Origin of the sequence: Streptomyces mirabilis (genome assembly GCF_039503195.1) — a bacterium.
Taxonomy (GTDB): Bacteria; Actinomycetota; Actinomycetes; order Streptomycetales; family Streptomycetaceae; genus Streptomyces; species Streptomyces mirabilis_D.
Genome location: NZ_JBCJKP010000001.1, coordinates 1,817,695 through 1,834,279 on the forward strand (window position 1 = coordinate 1,817,695; position 16,585 = coordinate 1,834,279).

The following is a 16,585-nucleotide window of genomic DNA, read 5'->3' on the forward strand; positions in this document are numbered from 1 at the left end:
TGGCCTCAACCGACGGAGTCGAGCAGCCGGGCGGTGTGCACCCGCCCGGCGTACTCCACGAGCCGGATGAGTACCTCCTTCCCGGAGTCGCGGTCCCTGGCGTCGCAGAGCACCACGGGCGTGCCGCGGTCGAGGTCGAGGGCGCGGGACACGTCCTGGGCGCCGTAGGCGCGAGCGCCCGTGAAGCAGTTGACGGCCACCACGAACGGGATGTGCCGGTGCTCGAAGTAGTCCACCGCGGGGAAGCAGTCCTCGAGCCTGCGGGTGTCCGCGAGGACGACGGCCCCCAGCGCGCCCTGTGACAGCTCGTCCCACAGGAACCAGAACCGGTCCTGGCCCGGCGTGCCGAAGAGGTAGAGGGAGAGGCCGGACCGGATGGTGATGCGTCCGAAGTCCATGGCGACGGTCGTCGTGACCTTGTGGTCCACGCCGTCGGTGTCGTCCACCGACTGACCCGCCTCGCTGAGCAGTTCCTCGGTGCGCAACGGCCTGATCTCGCTGACCGCGCCCACCAGGGTGGTCTTGCCCACGCCGAACCCGCCGGCGACCAGTATCTTCAACGCCAGGGCGGTCGTTTCGTCGGCCGAGGCGTCGGAGTTCTCGGAGACCATCGATCACTTCTCTCGGGAGTGGCGGCAGCAGTCGGCGTCGGTCGAACGGTGCCGGGTGTGCGTCGGTGCATGTGTGCGCGTGTGTGGAGTCGCGTCGTTCATCTGGGTGTGCGGAGTCGCGTGGTTGCCCTGGATGTGTGGAGTCGCATCGTTCATCTAGAGCGCCCTCAGTCCCTCGATCACCTCGCGGAGGATCCGCTCGTCGGGCAGTTGTGCGGGCGGCACCGGGCGGCTGATGGTGACGCAGCCCAGTTCCATCAGGTCGCCGAGCAGCACCCTGACCACGCCCACCGGCAGGTCCGCGTCCGCGGCGAGTTCGGCCACGGATTGCGTCTCCGAGCGACACAGGTCGATGAGGGCCCGGTGTTCCGGCCCGAGCAGGGAGTCCTCGTCGACTCCGGGTGCAGCCTTGTCGAGGGTGACCAGAGCGATCAGGTCGAAGCGCACTCCGGTGGGGCCCGGTTTGGTGCGGCCGCCCGTCATCGCGTAGGGCCGGACGAGCGGTCCCGCTTCGCTGTCGTACCACTGGCTGCCCGCGAGGTCCTCGGTCATCTGCGCCGCCCGCCCTCGGTCATCCGGCGGCGGGCGGCTGCGCGGCGACCCGCGGCGGCGTGTAGAGGTGCTCGCCGACACGCTTGACCAGCCGCGCCATCTCATAAGCCACCAGGCCGATGTCGGCCGTGACCGCGGTGAGGACGGCGAGGCACGAGCCGTCGCCCGCTGCCGCGACGAACAGAAAGCCGTCATCCATCTCCACCATCGTCTGGCGTACACCCCCGGCGCCGAAGTGACGTCCCGCGCCCTTGGCCAGACTGTGAAAGCCCGAGGCGACGGCAGCCAGGTGTTCGGCGTCCTCGCGCCTGAGGCCGGTGGAGGAACCCACCGCCAGTCCGTCGTTCGACAGCACCACCGCATGCCGCACTTCGGCGACGCGCAGCACCAAGTCGTCCAGCAGCCAGTCGAGTTCGCCGGATCGCTGGGCTGCCCTCATGCTCGGGTCCTGGATCATGCGGGGTCTCCTTCACTGCTGTCGCTGCCCGCATCGGGGTCTGGGGTGGCGCCGAGACCGGGTGTTCTGCCGCTGCCGCGCGCCCAGCCGTCGCGGTAGGCCGCCATACGGTCCCGTACGAGTTCGGGGGTGCGTCTGTCGTCGTGCTGGTGGGCCGCCACTTGTGTCGGCTCCTCGGTTCGCTGTGCGCGCAGTTGGGGCGCGAGGCTCGCCTGCCGTACGCGCCGTGGGAGGTCGTCGGACCCCTCGGAGTCGTCCGGAGGGCGGTGCAGCCGCAAAGTGGTGACTCCAGGTGGTGTCGTTTCCGGCGAGCCGTTCAGAGGGGTTTCGGACGAGACGTTCATGGGGGCTTCCGGCAAGCCGTGCGCTGGGGGTTCGACAGCGGTCTGCACCAGGGGCACGAGTGCGGGCCGCTCGATGGGCGCCTGGACGGAGTCGTGCTCCGGGGCGGCCGACACACGCGCGTACTCGCGTTCGTCGGGCCCTTCGTTGTCTGTCTTGCGGGGGGAACGTTCCGCCGCGCCTCCGTGCAGCAGCGCGGTCGGCAGCAGGACGACGGCGGTGGTGCCCCCGTAGGGCGAAGTGCGCAGGTGCACCTTGATGCCGTGCCGGGCCGCGAGCCTGCTGACCACGAAGAGACCGAGCCGGTCGCTGTCGAACAGGTCCAGCGCCTCGGACTGTTCGATGCGCCGATTGGCCTCGTCGAGCGTCTCCTTGCCCATGCCGAGCCCTCGGTCCTCGACCTCCACGGCGTAACCGTTGCCGACCGGTTCGCCGGTGATGCGGACGCGGGTGTGCGGCGGGGAGAACTGGGCGGCGTTCTCGACGATTTCCGCCAGGAGGTGGGTGAGGTCGGCCACGGCGGCGCCGCCGACCGATGCCTCGGGCAGCTGTCGTACCTCCACGCGCGCGTAGTCCTCGACTTCGGACACGGCCGCGCGGACCACGTTCGTCAGCGAGACCGGCATGCGCCAGGCCCGGCCGGGTGCGGCGCCCGAAAGGATGATCAGGCTCTCCGCATGGCGCCGCATCCGGGTGGTGAGGTGGTCGAGCCGGAAGAGGTCACTCAGTTCGTTCGGGTCCTCGGACCTGCGCTCCATGCTGTCCAGCAGGCTCAGTTGGCGGTGCACGAGGACCTGGCTGCGCCGGGCGAGATTGACGAAGACCCCCGAGATCCCGCTGGCCAGTTCCGCGCGTTCGACGGCGGCGCGCAGGGCGGCCCGGTGCACGGTGCCCAGGGCCTCCGCGACCTGTCCGGTCTCGTCCTCCGAGGGTGCTCCTGGCGGAGCCTCCGCGCGGACGTCGATCTCCTCTCCCGCACGCAGCTTGCGCATCGCCTCGGGCAGCTTGCGTCGAGCGATCTCGAGGGCACTGTTGCGCAGGAGCACCAGCTCGACGACGAGGCCGCGTCCGATGCGTACGGAGATCACGAGCGAGGCGGCGACGGCGGCGAGGCCGAACACGACGGCGGCGCCGGCGGGTGTCAGCAGACCGCGGGTCAGGGGGTCGGCCCGGTCCGCGACACCCCGGCCCGCCTTCGCCTCGATGGCGCGCATGGCGTCCTGCACGCGCGCGTGGGCGGTGTTCCAGTCGGCTTCCGGCGCGGCGTCGACGGCGTTTCCGCCGGGCCTCGACGCGAGCACCTTGTCCTCGACGGCGCGTACGTCGGCGTACGCGCTCCCCGTCACGAGGTCGCGCCAGGAGGTCTGTTCGGGTCCACGCAGATCCGCGACGGCGGCGTCGGTCAGGGCGCGGCGAGTCGCGACCGCCCCGGTGAACTGGCGCAGCCGCTCACCGTCCAGGGTGTGCGCGAGGCGAGCACCGGACAGCACGGTGTCCTCCTGGGCCAGCGCCTCGCCGGCTCGGGAGAATTCGAGGAGTACGCGCGCGTCGGAGCCCAGGTCGGCGTCCTGGATGCCGGTGAGGGCGCCCCCGACCGCGAAGGCCGCCGAAATGGTCCTGGTGTACTGCCCGTACGCCTCGTCCCATCCGGTACGGCGATCCAGTACGGCGGTGCGCAGGGGCCCCAGGCTCTCGGCCCCGTTGACGAAGGCATCGAGCCGTCCGGCCACTCCGGCGGGCAGATCGGCGCCGTCGGCGACGGTGTTGTGGTCGCCCAGTCGCAGCTTCGCCACCGCGCGGTCCGTGCGTTCCGCCAGCGTCTTGAGATCGCTCTGTGGCTCGGAGGTCGGGTCGGTCGCACGGCGGACGGCGGCCGCGCGTTCGGCCTGGAGAGCGGCGACGGCGTCGTCGACCGGGGCTCGGACGGTGGAGTCCACGCGCTGTACCTGGCGCAGTCGCGCGACGTCCTGGGCGGTACTCACCGTGGCGTACGCCCACAGGGCGAGCAGCGAGACGACCGGCACCATGAGGAGACAGACGATCTTGGCCCGTACCGTGCGAGGACGTATGCGCCATCGTCCCGCGCGCGCGGACGCCTCTGACGGCGTCCCTGTGGCGTCCTCGTCGGGGTCGGTGTACTCGTCGGCAGGCGGTCCCGCGTGGGCGCGGCGGCCGCGCTGCGGGGGTGGGGCCGACGGCTCGGCGCCGGCTGCAGGGGTCCTACGGGGTGTACGCATGGCCTCCTCGCTCGGAGTGGTTCGGGGCGTGTCGTCCGAGCCGTCGTGGCTCGGGCCGGCCACTGGCTAGCGGGCGACGCTCTCGACCGGCCGCTGGGCCGATGCGGATGCCTCGCGCTCGCGGGCCGTCGGGGACAGCGCGACGAATGCCGAGGTCAGGAAGAGATAGGACCCGAGGCCGACGGCGAGGGGGAAGATGAACTGCATCGCCGTGGCCCCGGGAAGGGCCTCCCCGGAGGGGCTGACACGCACGCTCACCGCCATCATTCCGGTGTAGTGCATGCTGCTCACCGCCCCGCCCATGACGAGGGAGGCGACGGCGACCGCGACGGGCGACCTGATGTTGAGCGCCGCCCACAGGGCCGCGGTGGCCGCGACCACGGCGATCACGACGGAGAGCCCGACGAGCACCGGGTCGTAGCGCACGACGCCGTGCAGCCGCAGCGCCGCCATGCCCAGGTAGTGCATGCTCGCGACGCCGAGTCCGGTGGTGAGCCCGCCCAGGACGAGCGCACGGCCCCGGTCGCGGCCGTAGCCGACGGCGAAGACGCCCGCGCCGACGACGACCATCGCGACGAGCAGACTGAGGATGGTCAGCGGCACGTCGTAGCGCATTTCCGTACCGCTGACACTGAAGCCGAGCATCGCCACGAAGTGCATCGTCCAGATGCCGGTGCCGATCGCTGAGGCCGCGGTGAGCAGCCAGTTGCGGCGCGAGCGCCCGGTGGCGCCGAGCGCGCGGACCGTGCAGCGCAGCCCCAGGGCGGCGCCTATGCAGGCCATCACGTACGACAGCACGGGGGTCAGCCAGCCGAAGGCGGCGTGGTCCAGGTGTCCCATGGCCCAGGGACGCTAGTCCGGTCAGGGGCGCACGAAGGGGGCGCATTTCGAAAGGTGTTGAAATATGACACAGACAGGTACGTGACCGATCGCATGACGCTCGAACGTGTGCACAGCGTCGTACTTCGTGTCGGTGAGAGATCATGCGGGACATGAGCGACGACCACACACACGTCCAGGAGTTCTTCACGGCGCGCGCGGCCGACTGGGACGCGCGGTTCCCCGACGACGGGCCGGCCTATGCGGCGGCGGTCGGCGAACTCGGGCTGCGCGAGGGGGACCGTGTGCTCGACGCGGGCTGCGGCACCGGACGGGCGCTGCCGCCGCTGCGCGCGGCCGTGGGGCCCTCCGGAGTGGTCGTCGCAGCCGATCTGACCCCGGCCATGCTGGCGGCCGCGGTACGGGCCGGACGGCACCGCGACGGGCAGTTGCTGCTCGCCGACGTCACTGCGCTGCCGCTGCGCACGGAGTCGCTGGACGCCGTCCTCGGGGCGGGGCTGATCGCGCATCTGCCCAACCCCGCCGAGAATCTGAGGGAGTTGGCGCGGGTGGTACGGCCCGGCGGCACGCTGGCGCTGTTCCATCCGATCGGCCGAGCCGCGCTCGCCGCGCGCCAGGGGCGCCGGATCACACCGGACGACCTGAGGGCGGAGGCCAATCTCCGCCCTCTGCTGGCCGCTTCCGGCTGGGACATGACCTCGTACGTCGACGAGGACGCCCGCTTCCTGGCGCTGGCCACACGGCGGGGCTGAGGCCTCAGACCTTTCCGGCGACCTCGGGCACCACTCGAAGGGGACGTTCGCGACGCTTCACCGGACGGTCCCTCTTCTGCCGCCGGGCCTTCAACTCTACGTTGAGTAGCAACAGGTGAACGATCAGCGATGGCAACCGAGCAGGGGGAAGGTGGCCCGATGACCGGAATGTTCGGCAGACTCCGCGAGATATGGCACCGGAAGGCGGCCGACGGGGCCGAGGCGCAGCGGCCCGCCAAGCGGCGACCGGAGAAACGTACACACAATCTTTTCGAGGCGGCCGCGGCCTATGTGTCGGCCTGTGCGGAGGACGACCAGGAGCAGATCGACGAAGCCGCGGCCTGGGTGTCGCCCGAGGCGCTGTCGTTCGGGGTGAACGAGCTGGCCTGCCGTGCCGTCATCGCTCTGGCACGGGAGCGCGACGAGTCGCCTCGGACGGTGGCGCGGACGCTGCTCGGCCTGCCCGCCGCCTGATCGCGGTGGGCGCGGGCCGGGCGTTTCGCCCCGTCCAGCCGGATAACTGCAGCTCCGCGTCTGTTTCGGGCTCGTGACAAGCGCCTTCGGCTCGCATTATGGTGCGCCGACGAACGTAGCGATCGGGAGGCTGGGATGGCCGGGACGGACGATGGCGCCGTCGCCACCGGGGACGACGACGCGCTGTATGTGCTGACAGCGGTGCTGTTGACGCCCGCGAAGTTCCCCAGCGTGCTGGGGGACGACTACCCGGAGGCCTGCGCGGCACTCGACCTGGCACCCCTGGCCGACGGGTACGGTCTCGTGCTCGGCCAGGACGGCGAGGGTGCACGGTGGACGGTCGTCATCGACGACGTCTCGCTGGTCGCCGTCGCCATCGCGTCCTGGGACTGCGGGATGGAGCACGAGCTGTCGCCCGACGAGCGCACGGTCGTCTCCGCACTGCCCGGCTGGCCCCTGGACGTCGCCGTCGCGGCTCCCGGGGTGCCGGCCCCGCACGACCCCGCGCCCGAGCTCACGGATCGGCCTGCGCTCACCCCACCGAACACCGCAATCTGGGGACCGGCCCAACGACGCCTCGGAGCCGACGAGATCGCCCTCCAGTGGGCGATCTGGCGGGAACAGATCGACGACGGGGACTTCGTCACGCCGGAGGGCACCGCCCAGCCCGAGAACGCCCGCCAGGACGAGACCGAGAGCACCGACGGCCCCGGCGACAGCGGCAGCGGCGAAACCCGCAGCGGTATTCGCCGGGTGCTGGCGGAGGCTCGCTCCTACGTGGACACCCCGCCGCCCCTGGGCCGCGTCCGCTCGTCCTTCGCCACCGGCGACGCCCGGACCCTGCGTGCGGACGGCCCCGGCTGGTCCATGGTCGCCCGGACCGACGACATCGCCTTCGTCCTCCTCGACGAGGAGCCCGGAGAGGTCCTGCCCGTCGGCCGGGGCCCGGAACTGCCCGGTCTCCTGGAGGCCCTCGACAAGATGGCCGTACGCCCCAGTTGAGCGGTCCCGCAGTGGGTCGCTCCTCACCCCGGACGAAGCGGGGTACGCGCACGCTCGCGGACCCTGCCGGAGGCACGGTCCGCGAGCGGCGACCGAGCCGCCTCCCGCATGCCGGGAGACGCACACGATCGTCAGCGCCTCAGCGGCCGAGTTCCTTGCGGGTGATGCGGCGCAGCCTGCGCCGCTGCGAGGGGTCCAGCGTCAGGTACGCGGCCGCCGGAACTCCCACCACGATCAGGAAGGACACCCACCAGGGCAACCAGATCAGCAGGATGAGGCCTACCGCCACACCACCTGCGGCGATCTTCGCGTTCTTCGACATGTGTCGCCTCCTTCGCGGCTGCTGCCGCTCTCTGTCCTGAGAACGGGTCCACGCCTCTCACGGTTCCAGTGTGCGACCCTGAGACATCCCTGAGGCGCTCCCCTGACTCACCCCTGAGACCCTCCGCGCTCACTCACCCTCTGAGACCTTCCGCGGCTCCTCGGCCCTGAGGGGTTCGCCGACCTCGTGCATGTGACGCAGTGCCTGCCGGTAGGAGTCGACGAGCCCGGTTTCCGCATAGGGCATACCCAATTCCCGACAGTGTGCGCGCACCAGCGGCTGGGCGAGCCTCAGATGGGGGCGGGGCATGCTGGGGAACAAGTGGTGCTCGATCTGGTAGTTGAGACCACCGAGGAACCAGTCGGTCAGGGCGGCACCGCGGACATTGCGGGAGGTGAGCACCTGGCGGCGCAGGTGGCCCCAGCGCTCGCCGTCCGGGTCGGGCATTTCCATGCCCTTGTGGTTGGGCGCGAAGGCCATGCCCAGGTGCAGGCCGAACAGTGCCTGGTGCAGCGCGGCGAAGGCCAGGGCCTTGCCGAGGGACATGGAGGTGAGCAGCAAGGTCGCGTATGCCACGACGTGGGTCACCAGCAGCAGTGCCTCCACCACCCGCTCACGCGGGGCTGCCGGCGCAGGTCCTGGAAGCCGTGGACCTTCAGGGCGACGCCTTCCAGGAGAGTGAGCGGGAAGAAGAGCCAGGCCTGGTTGCGGGTGAGCCAGCGCCGGAAGCCCACCCGGCCCTCGGCCTGCTCACCGGTGAAGACCAGGACGTCGGCGACGACGTCGGGATCCTTGTCGATGTGGTTCGGGTTGGCGTGGTGGCGGTTGTGCTTGTGGTTCCACCAGGAATAGCTCAGTCCGAGGAGCAGGTTGCCGTGGACCAGACCGATCGCACGGCCTACCGACTTGTTGCCGGTGATCTGCGCATGGCCCGCGTCGTGGCCTATGAAGGCCGTGCGGGCCGAGAACACGGCGAGCAGTGGGGCGAGGGCAAGCGCCCACCAGGAGTTGCCGATCAGGGCGACACCCGTCACGACCGCGGCCAGGGCCAGCGCGTTCACGGTGATCGCGCGTGCGTACCAGCCGTGGCGCCGGTCCAGGAGACCCCGGGCCCTGACGGTGCGCAGGAGGGGCGCGAAGTCGCTTCCGGGGTTCTGCCCGACACCCACCCCTGGAAGGTCTTCCACGACGGCTGTGGCGGTCTGGGACATGGCGGGTCTCCGGTTTCTCAGGCAAGGGGCTGACCTGATGAAACGTACGAACCAGTGCCCCTCGGCGACCATGACGCCACCACCCGCGTCCGTACTGAGGCCTTCCCCGTCCGTCGAGGGGGGTTACGTACACCCCCGGCCCGGGGAGAGCCACCTCACGGTCCGGGCGCCCCCGCCCGGTGTACGCGGTGCTGTACCCTCGGCGACTCCGACCCCAGTAGTCAAATTTGAGGAATGCGCCATCGCTGTGCAGAGAATTCCTGCGGCGACGCCCGCCGAGATCTCCGAACTGGCCTCATGCTGTGCCGTGTTCATGCCCTCCGATCCGTCCCGTACCGGAAGCGTCGCCTTCTGGCGGCCCGACGGCGACGTCCCACCCACGGTGACGTCCGGCGCCTTCGACGACCTGACCGTCGCGTTGCCCGGAGACGACGGTGTCGAGCTCATGACCGTGCCCGCCGTCCTGCTCCCGGTGCGCGCCGCGCTGCCGGTCCTCACGCGCGCGCGTGCCGCCGCGCACGCACACCGAACAACCAAGTTCTGGGGCGCAAGCACCGTGCTCGCCCTCCAACTCGCCGCACGAGGACTGCTGCTGCCGGGCCTTACGGCGAGCGACCACGACGCGTGGCGTGCCGGTCCGCTGCGGGCCGACGACCTGGAGCGCGTACGCGAACTCGCCGCGGCGATGCCGCCCGACGCGCACGCCGTACCGGTGGACGGCCGTGAGCCGGTGCGGCTGCCCGACCCCGAGCCGTTGCTGCGAGCCTTCCTCGACGCGGTCGCCGACGCGCTGCCCCGCTCCCCCGCCGCGTCGCCGGCCGCGGGAGGTGCGGCCTTCGCGGCGCCGGAGCCGCAGTATGTGCCGGAGCAACGCGCCTGGGCCGCCGACGTGGCCGCGGGGCACGACGCGGGCGTACGCGTCTCGCTGCGCGTCGAGGTCCCTGGGCTGGCGTCGGTCGGGGCGGACGAGACGCGGCTCCCGTTCCGCGGGGTGCTGCAGGTGCACAGCGTGAACGACCCGGGCCTTGTCGCGGACGCCTCCGCCGTCTGGGCCGGATCGGCGGCCTTCGGCCCGCGCGCGCGGATGGACGTCCTGCTCGCCCTGCGCCGTGCGGCCCGCGCCTGGCCCCCGCTCACCCCGTTGCTCTCGGCGACGGTGCCGGACGCCGTCGAACTCGCCGACGAGGAGGTCACCGAACTCCTCGGCGAGGGCGCCCGCATGCTGGGGTCTGCCGGCGTCGACGTGCACTGGCCCAAGGAGTTGGCGCGCAAGCTGACCGCGCGCGCCGTCATCGGGCCGCCGGACGACGAGCGGAGTCCGGACAAGGTCGCGTCGGCCGCGCCCTCCTTCCTGTCCGCGGACGCGCTGCTTGCCTTCAACTGGTGGTTCGCGCTGGGCGATCAGCGACTCACACGACAGGAGCTGGATCACCTCGCGGAGGCGAACCGCCCCATGGTGCGGCTGCGCGACCAGTGGGTCCTCGTCGACCCGCAGGAGGTGCGCCGCGCCCGGGCGCAACAGGACCGCAAGGTCACGCCCGTCGAGGCACTGAGCGCCGCTCTGACGGGCTCCACGGAGGTCGACGGCCGCAGGGTCGACGTACGGCCCACGGGGTGGCTGGCTACGCTGCGGGAGCGGCTCTCGGACCCGGAGGGACAGGAGCCGGTCGGGCAGCCCGCCGCCCTCACCGCGACGCTGCGGGACTACCAGGTGCGGGGCCTCAACTGGCTCGCCCGAATGACCTCCCTGGGACTGGGTGGCTGTCTGGCCGACGACATGGGCCTGGGCAAGACGATCACGCTGATCGCCCTGCATCTGCACCGGCAGACCGACACGTCGGCGGCGGGCCCCACCCTCGTGGTCTGTCCGGCCTCCCTGATGGGCAACTGGCAGCGCGAGGTCGAGAAGTTCGCGCCCGGCACGCCGGTGCGCCGTTTCCACGGCTCGCGGCGCGGTCTGGAAGGCCTGGTGGACGGGGAGTGCGTGCTCACCACATACGGCACGATGCGGCTCGACGCGCCGCGACTGGCCGCGGTGCCGTGGGGCATGGTCGTCGCGGACGAGGCGCAGCACGTGAAGAACCCCTACTCGGCGACGGCGCGGGCGTTGCGCACCGTCGGCGCACGCGCGCGCGTGGCGCTCACCGGCACGCCGGTGGAGAACAACCTCTCGGAACTGTGGGCGATCCTCGACTGGACGACGCCGGGCCTGCTCGGGAGTCTCGGCTCCTTCCGGACGCGTTACGCGCAGGCCGTCGAAGGCGCTCAGGATCCGGCGGCGGCCGAGCGGCTCACCCGGTTGGTCCGGCCGTTCCTGCTGCGGCGGCGCAAGTCGGACCCCGGTATCGCCCCCGAGCTGCCGCCGAAGACCGAGACCGATCGTGCCGTCTCGCTCACCAAGGAGCAGGCGGGTCTGTACGAGGCGGTGGTGCGTGAGACTCTCGCGGAGATCTCGGGCGCGGACAGCATGGCGCGACGCGGTCTGATCGTGAAGCTGCTCACCGGGCTGAAGCAGATCTGCAACCATCCGGCGCAGTTCCTCAAGGAGGACCGGCCGAAGATCCCGGGCAGGTCCGGGAAGCTGGAGCTGCTGGACGAGTTGCTCGACACCATCCTCTCCGAGGGAGCGAGCGTTCTGGTCTTCACGCAGTACGTGCGGATGGCGCGCCTCATCGAGCGCCATCTCGCGGTGCGCGGAGTCGCGACGCAGTTCCTGCACGGCGGGACGCCCGTCCATGAGCGCGAGGCGATGGTGGAGCGCTTCCAGGAGGGCGAAATCCCTGTCTTCTTGTTGTCGTTGAAGGCCGCGGGCACGGGCCTGAACCTGACGCGGGCCGAGCACGTCGTGCACTACGACCGCTGGTGGAACCCGGCCGTGGAGGCGCAGGCCACGGACCGCGCGTACCGCATCGGCCAGACCCGGCCCGTGCAGGTGCAGCGACTGATCGCCGAGGGGACCATCGAGGACCGCATCGCCGAAATGCTGCGGCGCAAGCAGCAGGTGGCCGACGCGGTCCTCGGCGCCGGAGAGGCGGCGCTCACGGAGCTGACCGACGCCGAACTGGCCGACCTGGTGGAGCTGCGAGGGGACGCACGATGACGGATGGGAACGAGGAGCGTACGTTCGTGGCGCTGCCGCCCGCACAGGGGCAGGGCTTCGCGCAGACGTGGTGGGGCCGGGCCTGGCTGAAGGCGTTGGAGGACGCGGCGCTGGACTCGGAGCCGGTGAAGACGGGGCGCAGACTCGCGCGTACGGGGGCGGTGGGCGCCGTGTCGGTACGGCCGGGGCGCGTCACCGCCGTCGTCCGGGACCGGGACGGCACCGCACACCGCTCGGACGTGCTGCTTCAGGAACTGACCGAGGAGCAGTGGGACCGTTTCCTGGACATGGCGGTCGAACGGGCCGGGCATGTCGCGGCGCTGCTCGACCGCGAGATGCCCCCGCATCTGGTGGAGGACGCGGCGGCGTCGGGAGTCGAGCTGCTTCCGGGTTTGGGTGACTTGGAGGCCGAGTGCGACTGCGGGGCCTGGGACCACTGCGGGCACACCGCGGCGCTCTGCTATCAGATGGCGCGGCTGCTCGACCAGGATCCGTTCGCCCTGCTGCTGATGCGCGGCCGCGCCGAACACACGTTGCTGGACGAGCTTCAGTCGCGCGGCAGCGCGACCGCGAAGAATCGGCCGGACACCCCGGGACCCGCTCAGCAGGGCGTGGACGCCGGCGAGGCGTACGCGGCCGGGGACATCCTGCCGCCCCTGCCCGCGCCTCCGGTACTGCCCGAGGTGCCCGGCCGGCCGCCCTCCCTGGACACCGAGGCCGCGCCCGCACCCGGCGTCGACCCTGCCGCCCTGGAGTTCCTCGCCACCGCGACCGCGACCGAGGCGCACCGGCTGCTCGCCGAGGCACTCGGATCGGCTCACGGGCAGGAAGCACCGGCCGAGTTGACGGTTGAGCAGGACGCGGTCCGGCTTGCGGCGCTGGCCCCCGAGGGTGCGATCGTCGAGCGGCTGGCCGACGGCTCGGGGCGCGACCGGCAGGAACTGGCGCTCGCCGTACGCGCCTGGCACCACGGAGGTGTCGTCGCGCTGGCCGTGCTGGAGGACGAGTGGGCCGTGGAGGCGGAGGCACTCACACGCGCGCGTGCCGCCCTGGAGGCGGCCTGGGACGAGGACGAGCGGCCGCGACTACGTGCCACCCGCAACCGCTGGACCGCCGTCGGCACACCTGCCCAGCTGCGCCTGGGGCGTGACGGTCGATGGTGGCCGTACCGCAAGGAGCGGGGCCGCTGGACGCCCGCGGGGCCGGCGGCAGGGGATCCGGCCACCGCCTTCGCGATGGCGCAGGGAGACCCGGGCGGCGACCCGATGAGTGGTTGACGCCCCACGTTCACCTCGAAGTCGTACGACGTTCCGCGCGGCGGCCAACTCTGGCCGCTGTCAACGTACTTGTGCCTCAGGAGGCCCGATGTCCCCGTATGCCGTCGGCCGGCGCCACATCCACCGAACCGTCGCCGCGGGTGTACCGCTCGCGATGCTGGCCGCCCTCGTGGCGGTCGGCACCGCGAACGCTCAGGGCTACCCGTCGCAGCCGAGGGTCACGCGCACCGCGACCCTCGGCGACATCCCTCTGGGCACGTTCAGCAACACGCTGCTGCCCGGCACGGTGGGCGACGACCGGGGCGTGGACCTAGGCGGGATCGGCAGCGACATCTACCCGGCCGGGCGCCGGGGCGAGTTCTGGACGGTCACCGACCGCGGCCCCAATGGGCAGATCAAGGTCGACGGCAAGAAGCGTCGCACGTTCCCGGTGCCCGGCTTCGACCCGGCGATCGTGAAGATCAGGGTGTCCGGCGACGCCGTGAAGGTGCTGGACGCGCTCCCGATCACCACGTCCTCCGGGAAGCCCGTCACCGGGTTGTCCAACCAGGCGGGGCGCGACGAGGCGCCGTACTCCTATGACGCGCAGACCCCCCTCACGTACAACCCGAACGGCGTCGACACCGAAGGCATCGTCCGTTCCGCGGACGGCAGTTTCTGGCTCGTCGACGAGTACGGTCCCTCGTTGATCCATGTCTCCGCGCGCGGGAGGGTCCTCACGCGCTACGTGCCCAAGGGACTGAGCCTGACCGGCACCGACTACCCGGTGGTCGAGGCGCTGCCGGCCGTCCTGCTGCACCGGAAGAACAATCGCGGCTTCGAAGGGCTCGCCCAGCTTCCCGGCGGCGACCTGATGATGGCCGTGCAGAGCCCGCTCTCCCTGCCGGACGGCGACGCGGGGGACGCCTCGCGCACGACGCGGCTGCTGCGCTTCTCCCCGAAGAAGCGGGCCGTCACCGCCGAGTACGCCTACCGCTTCGACCCGGTGAACGTGGTCGACCCCAGCGAGGACGACACCTCGGAGCTGAAGATCTCCTCCGTCGTGGCCATCGGCCGTGATCGGCTGCTGGTGGAGGAACGCACGGACAAGGCGGCACGGTTGCAGGTGGTGGAACTCACGCGCCGCGCGAACATCCTCGGTGGTCCCTGGGACAGCGACACGACGTCCCCCTCTCTGGAACAGCTCGACGATCCGGCCGCCGCCGGCGTCCCGGTGCTCGCCAAGCGTCTGGTCGTGGACCTGGGAACGGTCGCGGGGGTACCCGGAAAGATCGAGGGCGTCGCGCGCGTGGACCACGACACACTCGCGCTGATCAACGACAACGACTTCGGGATGACCGACGGGGCGGGCGCGTTCGACCCGCAGGGCCGCCTGGTGGACAGCGGTATCGAGACGACGGTCACCTACGTACGACTGCCGCACGGGATCTGACCTCAGGATCCCTTTCGTCGGACACGCGCGCGTGAGTCGCGAAACGGCGTCCACGCGCGCGTGCCCATCACCTCAGTTGCTCACGGCAGCGCGCCGTTCCCTAGGTCGGGAGGAGCGACTGCAGGTCGCTCGGCAGGATGCTGCGCAGATCACTCGGCAGCTCCGAGGGCAAGGACGAGGGCAGTGACGAAGGCAGTGACGAAGGCAGCTCGCTGGGCAGCTCGGACGGAATGCTCAGCGACGGGGACGACGATCCCTGAGTGCCGCCACTCTCGGTGGACCCCTTCTTGTCGGGCGTGTCGCTGCCGCCGCGGACCATCAGCACCACGGCGACGACAGCCACAACGGCCACGAGCGCGGCGAGCGCGAGGAACAGCGGGGTGCGGCGCCGCCCCCCACCAGGGCCACCCGGACCACCGGGAAATCCAGAGGGAGGCTCGGGACCGTCACCCCCCGGTGGGGGACCGAAACCCTCGAAAGGGGGACCTTGGTCTCCCGGAGGAGGCCCATAGCCTCCGGGCGGCGGCCCGAAGCCACCGTTTCCCGGAGGGGGAGTGTTTCCTGGCGGCCGGGGAGGCTGGGGCGGTAAGGGCGGGGTGGCCATACCGTCAAGACTCGCCTCGAACCGGTCATCGGGCGACCCCTGTGCCGAAGTTGATACGGACTCATGCCGTGGATCGCATGATTCCGGAGCATTCCCCGCCGGGTCCGCGCAGCGAGATGTGAGGCCCGGCCCGCCAGGAGACGGGCCAGACCTCACCGGGGCACGATCAGCCCCGCGCGCCCAGCAGGTGGTCCATGGCGAGCTGGTCCAGCCGCTCGAAGGCCATCCCGCGCGCCGCGGCCGCCTCCACATCGAACTCCTCGAAGGCCGCACGGTCCGCGAGCAGCCCCGTCAGGCCGTCCGCCGCGGTGGGCTGCGCCAGTTCGTCCAGGCGCGACGCGCGCAGCGCCTCCTGGACCTCGGGGTCGGCACGGAAGGCGGCCGTACGCTCCCGAAGGATCAGGTAGTTGCGCATGCACCCCGCTGCCGACGCCCACACACCGTCGAAGTCCTCGGTCCGCGGGGGCTTGAAGTCGAAGTGCTTCGGCCCCGCGTACCCGGCGCTCTCCAGGAGGTCGACCAGCCAGAACGCGGAGCGCAGGTCACCGGCACCGAAGCGCAGGTCCTGGTCGTACTTGATGCCGGACTGGCCGTTGAGGTCGATGTGGAACAGCTTGCCTGCCCACAGGGCCTGCGCGATGCCGTGCGGGAAGTTCAGCCCGGCCATCTGCTCGTGGCCCACCTCGGGGTTGACGCCGTACATTTCCGGGCGCTCCAGGCGCTCGATGAAGGCGAGCGCGTGGCCGACGGTGGGAAGCAGGATGTCGCCGCGCGGCTCGTTCGGCTTCGGCTCGATCGCGAACTTGAGGTCGTAACCCTGCGAGATCACGTACTCACCGAGGAGGTCGAAGGCCTCCTTCATGCGGTCGAGGGCCACGCGCACGTCCTTGGCGGCGCCGGACTCGGCACCCTCACGGCCGCCCCAGGCGACGTACGTCTGCGCGCCGAGTTCGACCGCGAGGTCGATGTTGCGGATCGTCTTGCGCAGCGCGTAGCGACGCACGTCCCTGTCGTTCGCGGTGAAGGCACCGTCCTTGAAGACGGGATGCGTGAACAGGTTGGTGGTGGCCATCGGCACCCGCATGCCGGTCGCGTCCAGGGCCTGGCGGAAGCGCTTGATGTGCGACTCGCGCTCGCTGTCCGAGGACCCGAAGGGAATCAGGTCGTCGTCGTGGAAGGTCACACCGTGGGCGCCGAGCTCGGCCAGGCGCTGTACCGACTCGACCGGGTCCAGGGCGCGCCGGGTGGCGTCGCCGAACGGGTCCCTTCCCTGCCAGCCGACGGTCCACAGGCCGAAGGTGAACCTGTCCTCGGGGGTGGGCTGGTAGTTCATGCCGCGGCTCCTTGCTAGCTCCGACTATTTCGTCATGGC

At 71.3% G+C, this 16,585-nt stretch carries 14 protein-coding genes and 1 pseudogene; 6 read left to right on the forward strand and 9 right to left on the reverse strand.

The genetic code is table 11. From position 1 onward, the window contains the following. Positions 1–5: 5 nt before the first annotated feature. The 5 genes from AAFF41_RS08790 to AAFF41_RS08810 form a co-directional block, all read right to left on the reverse strand. Positions 6–611: a GTP-binding protein gene (locus tag AAFF41_RS08790; protein ID WP_060902484.1), complete on the reverse strand. Its 606-nt coding sequence runs from the start codon at positions 609–611 to the stop codon at positions 6–8. Positions 612–767: 156 nt separating this feature from the next. Continuing rightward, the gene (locus tag AAFF41_RS08795) at positions 768–1,163 is read right to left on the reverse strand and encodes a DUF742 domain-containing protein (protein ID WP_054228911.1); all 396 of its coding nucleotides are present in this window, start codon (positions 1,161–1,163) and stop codon (positions 768–770) included. Between the two features lie 19 nt (positions 1,164–1,182). Continuing rightward, complete coding sequence (locus tag AAFF41_RS08800; protein WP_054228912.1) at positions 1,183–1,620, reverse strand: roadblock/LC7 domain-containing protein; 438 nt, start codon at positions 1,618–1,620, stop codon at positions 1,183–1,185. Further along, positions 1,617–4,199: a sensor histidine kinase gene (locus tag AAFF41_RS08805; RefSeq protein ID WP_319750522.1), complete on the reverse strand. Its 2,583-nt coding sequence runs from the start codon at positions 4,197–4,199 to the stop codon at positions 1,617–1,619. Before AAFF41_RS08805 ends, AAFF41_RS08800 begins: the two co-directional genes overlap by 4 nt. A 66-nt stretch (positions 4,200–4,265) precedes the next feature. Beyond that, positions 4,266–5,039 carry an MHYT domain-containing protein gene (locus AAFF41_RS08810; protein ID WP_319750523.1) on the reverse strand — a complete coding sequence of 258 codons (774 nt, stop codon included), beginning with the start codon at positions 5,037–5,039 and terminating at the stop codon, positions 4,266–4,268. Between the two features lie 152 nt (positions 5,040–5,191). Here AAFF41_RS08810 and AAFF41_RS08815 point away from each other — a divergent pair, with 152 nt between their 5' ends. The 3 genes from AAFF41_RS08815 to AAFF41_RS08825 all read left to right on the forward strand — a co-directional run bounded on the left by AAFF41_RS08815 (position 5,192) and on the right by AAFF41_RS08825 (position 7,267). Further along, entirely contained in the window at positions 5,192–5,791 is a 600-nt protein-coding gene (locus AAFF41_RS08815) for a class I SAM-dependent methyltransferase (protein WP_099925843.1), read from the forward strand. Positions 5,792–5,950: 159 nt separating this feature from the next. Next, a complete protein-coding gene (locus AAFF41_RS08820; RefSeq protein ID WP_371649122.1) occupies positions 5,951–6,265 on the forward strand; it encodes a hypothetical protein in 315 nt (104 codons plus the stop codon). 135 nt (positions 6,266–6,400) lie between these two features. Continuing rightward, complete coding sequence (locus tag AAFF41_RS08825; protein ID WP_343323801.1) at positions 6,401–7,267, forward strand: hypothetical protein; 867 nt, start codon at positions 6,401–6,403, stop codon at positions 7,265–7,267. A 139-nt stretch (positions 7,268–7,406) separates the two neighbouring features. Here AAFF41_RS08825 and AAFF41_RS08830 read toward each other — a convergent pair whose 3' ends face one another. Then, positions 7,407–7,589: a hypothetical protein gene (locus AAFF41_RS08830; protein WP_067372573.1), complete on the reverse strand. Its 183-nt coding sequence runs from the start codon at positions 7,587–7,589 to the stop codon at positions 7,407–7,409. A gap of 129 nt (positions 7,590–7,718) precedes the next feature. After that, positions 7,719–8,800 (reverse strand): annotated as a pseudogene (locus AAFF41_RS08835) (fatty acid desaturase family protein). A 247-nt stretch (positions 8,801–9,047) separates the two neighbouring features. On the opposite strand from AAFF41_RS08835, the gene AAFF41_RS08840 reads away from it, so the two are divergent. The 3 genes from AAFF41_RS08840 (at position 9,048) to AAFF41_RS08850 (ending at position 14,609) form a co-directional block, all read left to right on the forward strand. Then, the gene (locus AAFF41_RS08840; protein WP_343323802.1) at positions 9,048–11,900 is read left to right on the forward strand and encodes a DEAD/DEAH box helicase; all 2,853 of its coding nucleotides are present in this window, start codon (positions 9,048–9,050) and stop codon (positions 11,898–11,900) included. Beyond that, on the forward strand, positions 11,897–13,177 hold the full coding sequence (locus tag AAFF41_RS08845; protein WP_319750527.1) for an SWF or SNF family helicase: 1,281 nt from the start codon (positions 11,897–11,899) through the stop codon (positions 13,175–13,177). The genes AAFF41_RS08840 and AAFF41_RS08845 overlap by 4 nt, the downstream gene beginning before the upstream one ends. An 88-nt stretch (positions 13,178–13,265) precedes the next feature. After that, the gene (locus AAFF41_RS08850; protein ID WP_343323803.1) at positions 13,266–14,609 is read left to right on the forward strand and encodes an esterase-like activity of phytase family protein; all 1,344 of its coding nucleotides are present in this window, start codon (positions 13,266–13,268) and stop codon (positions 14,607–14,609) included. A 100-nt stretch (positions 14,610–14,709) separates the two neighbouring features. Here AAFF41_RS08850 and AAFF41_RS08855 read toward each other — a convergent pair whose 3' ends face one another. After that, positions 14,710–14,961 carry a hypothetical protein gene (locus tag AAFF41_RS08855; protein ID WP_225900227.1) on the reverse strand — a complete coding sequence of 84 codons (252 nt, stop codon included), beginning with the start codon at positions 14,959–14,961 and terminating at the stop codon, positions 14,710–14,712. Positions 14,962–15,379: 418 nt separating this feature from the next. Beyond that, the gene (xylA, locus tag AAFF41_RS08860; RefSeq protein WP_054228923.1) at positions 15,380–16,546 is read right to left on the reverse strand and encodes a xylose isomerase; all 1,167 of its coding nucleotides are present in this window, start codon (positions 16,544–16,546) and stop codon (positions 15,380–15,382) included. Between the last annotated feature and the right edge of the window lie 39 nt (positions 16,547–16,585).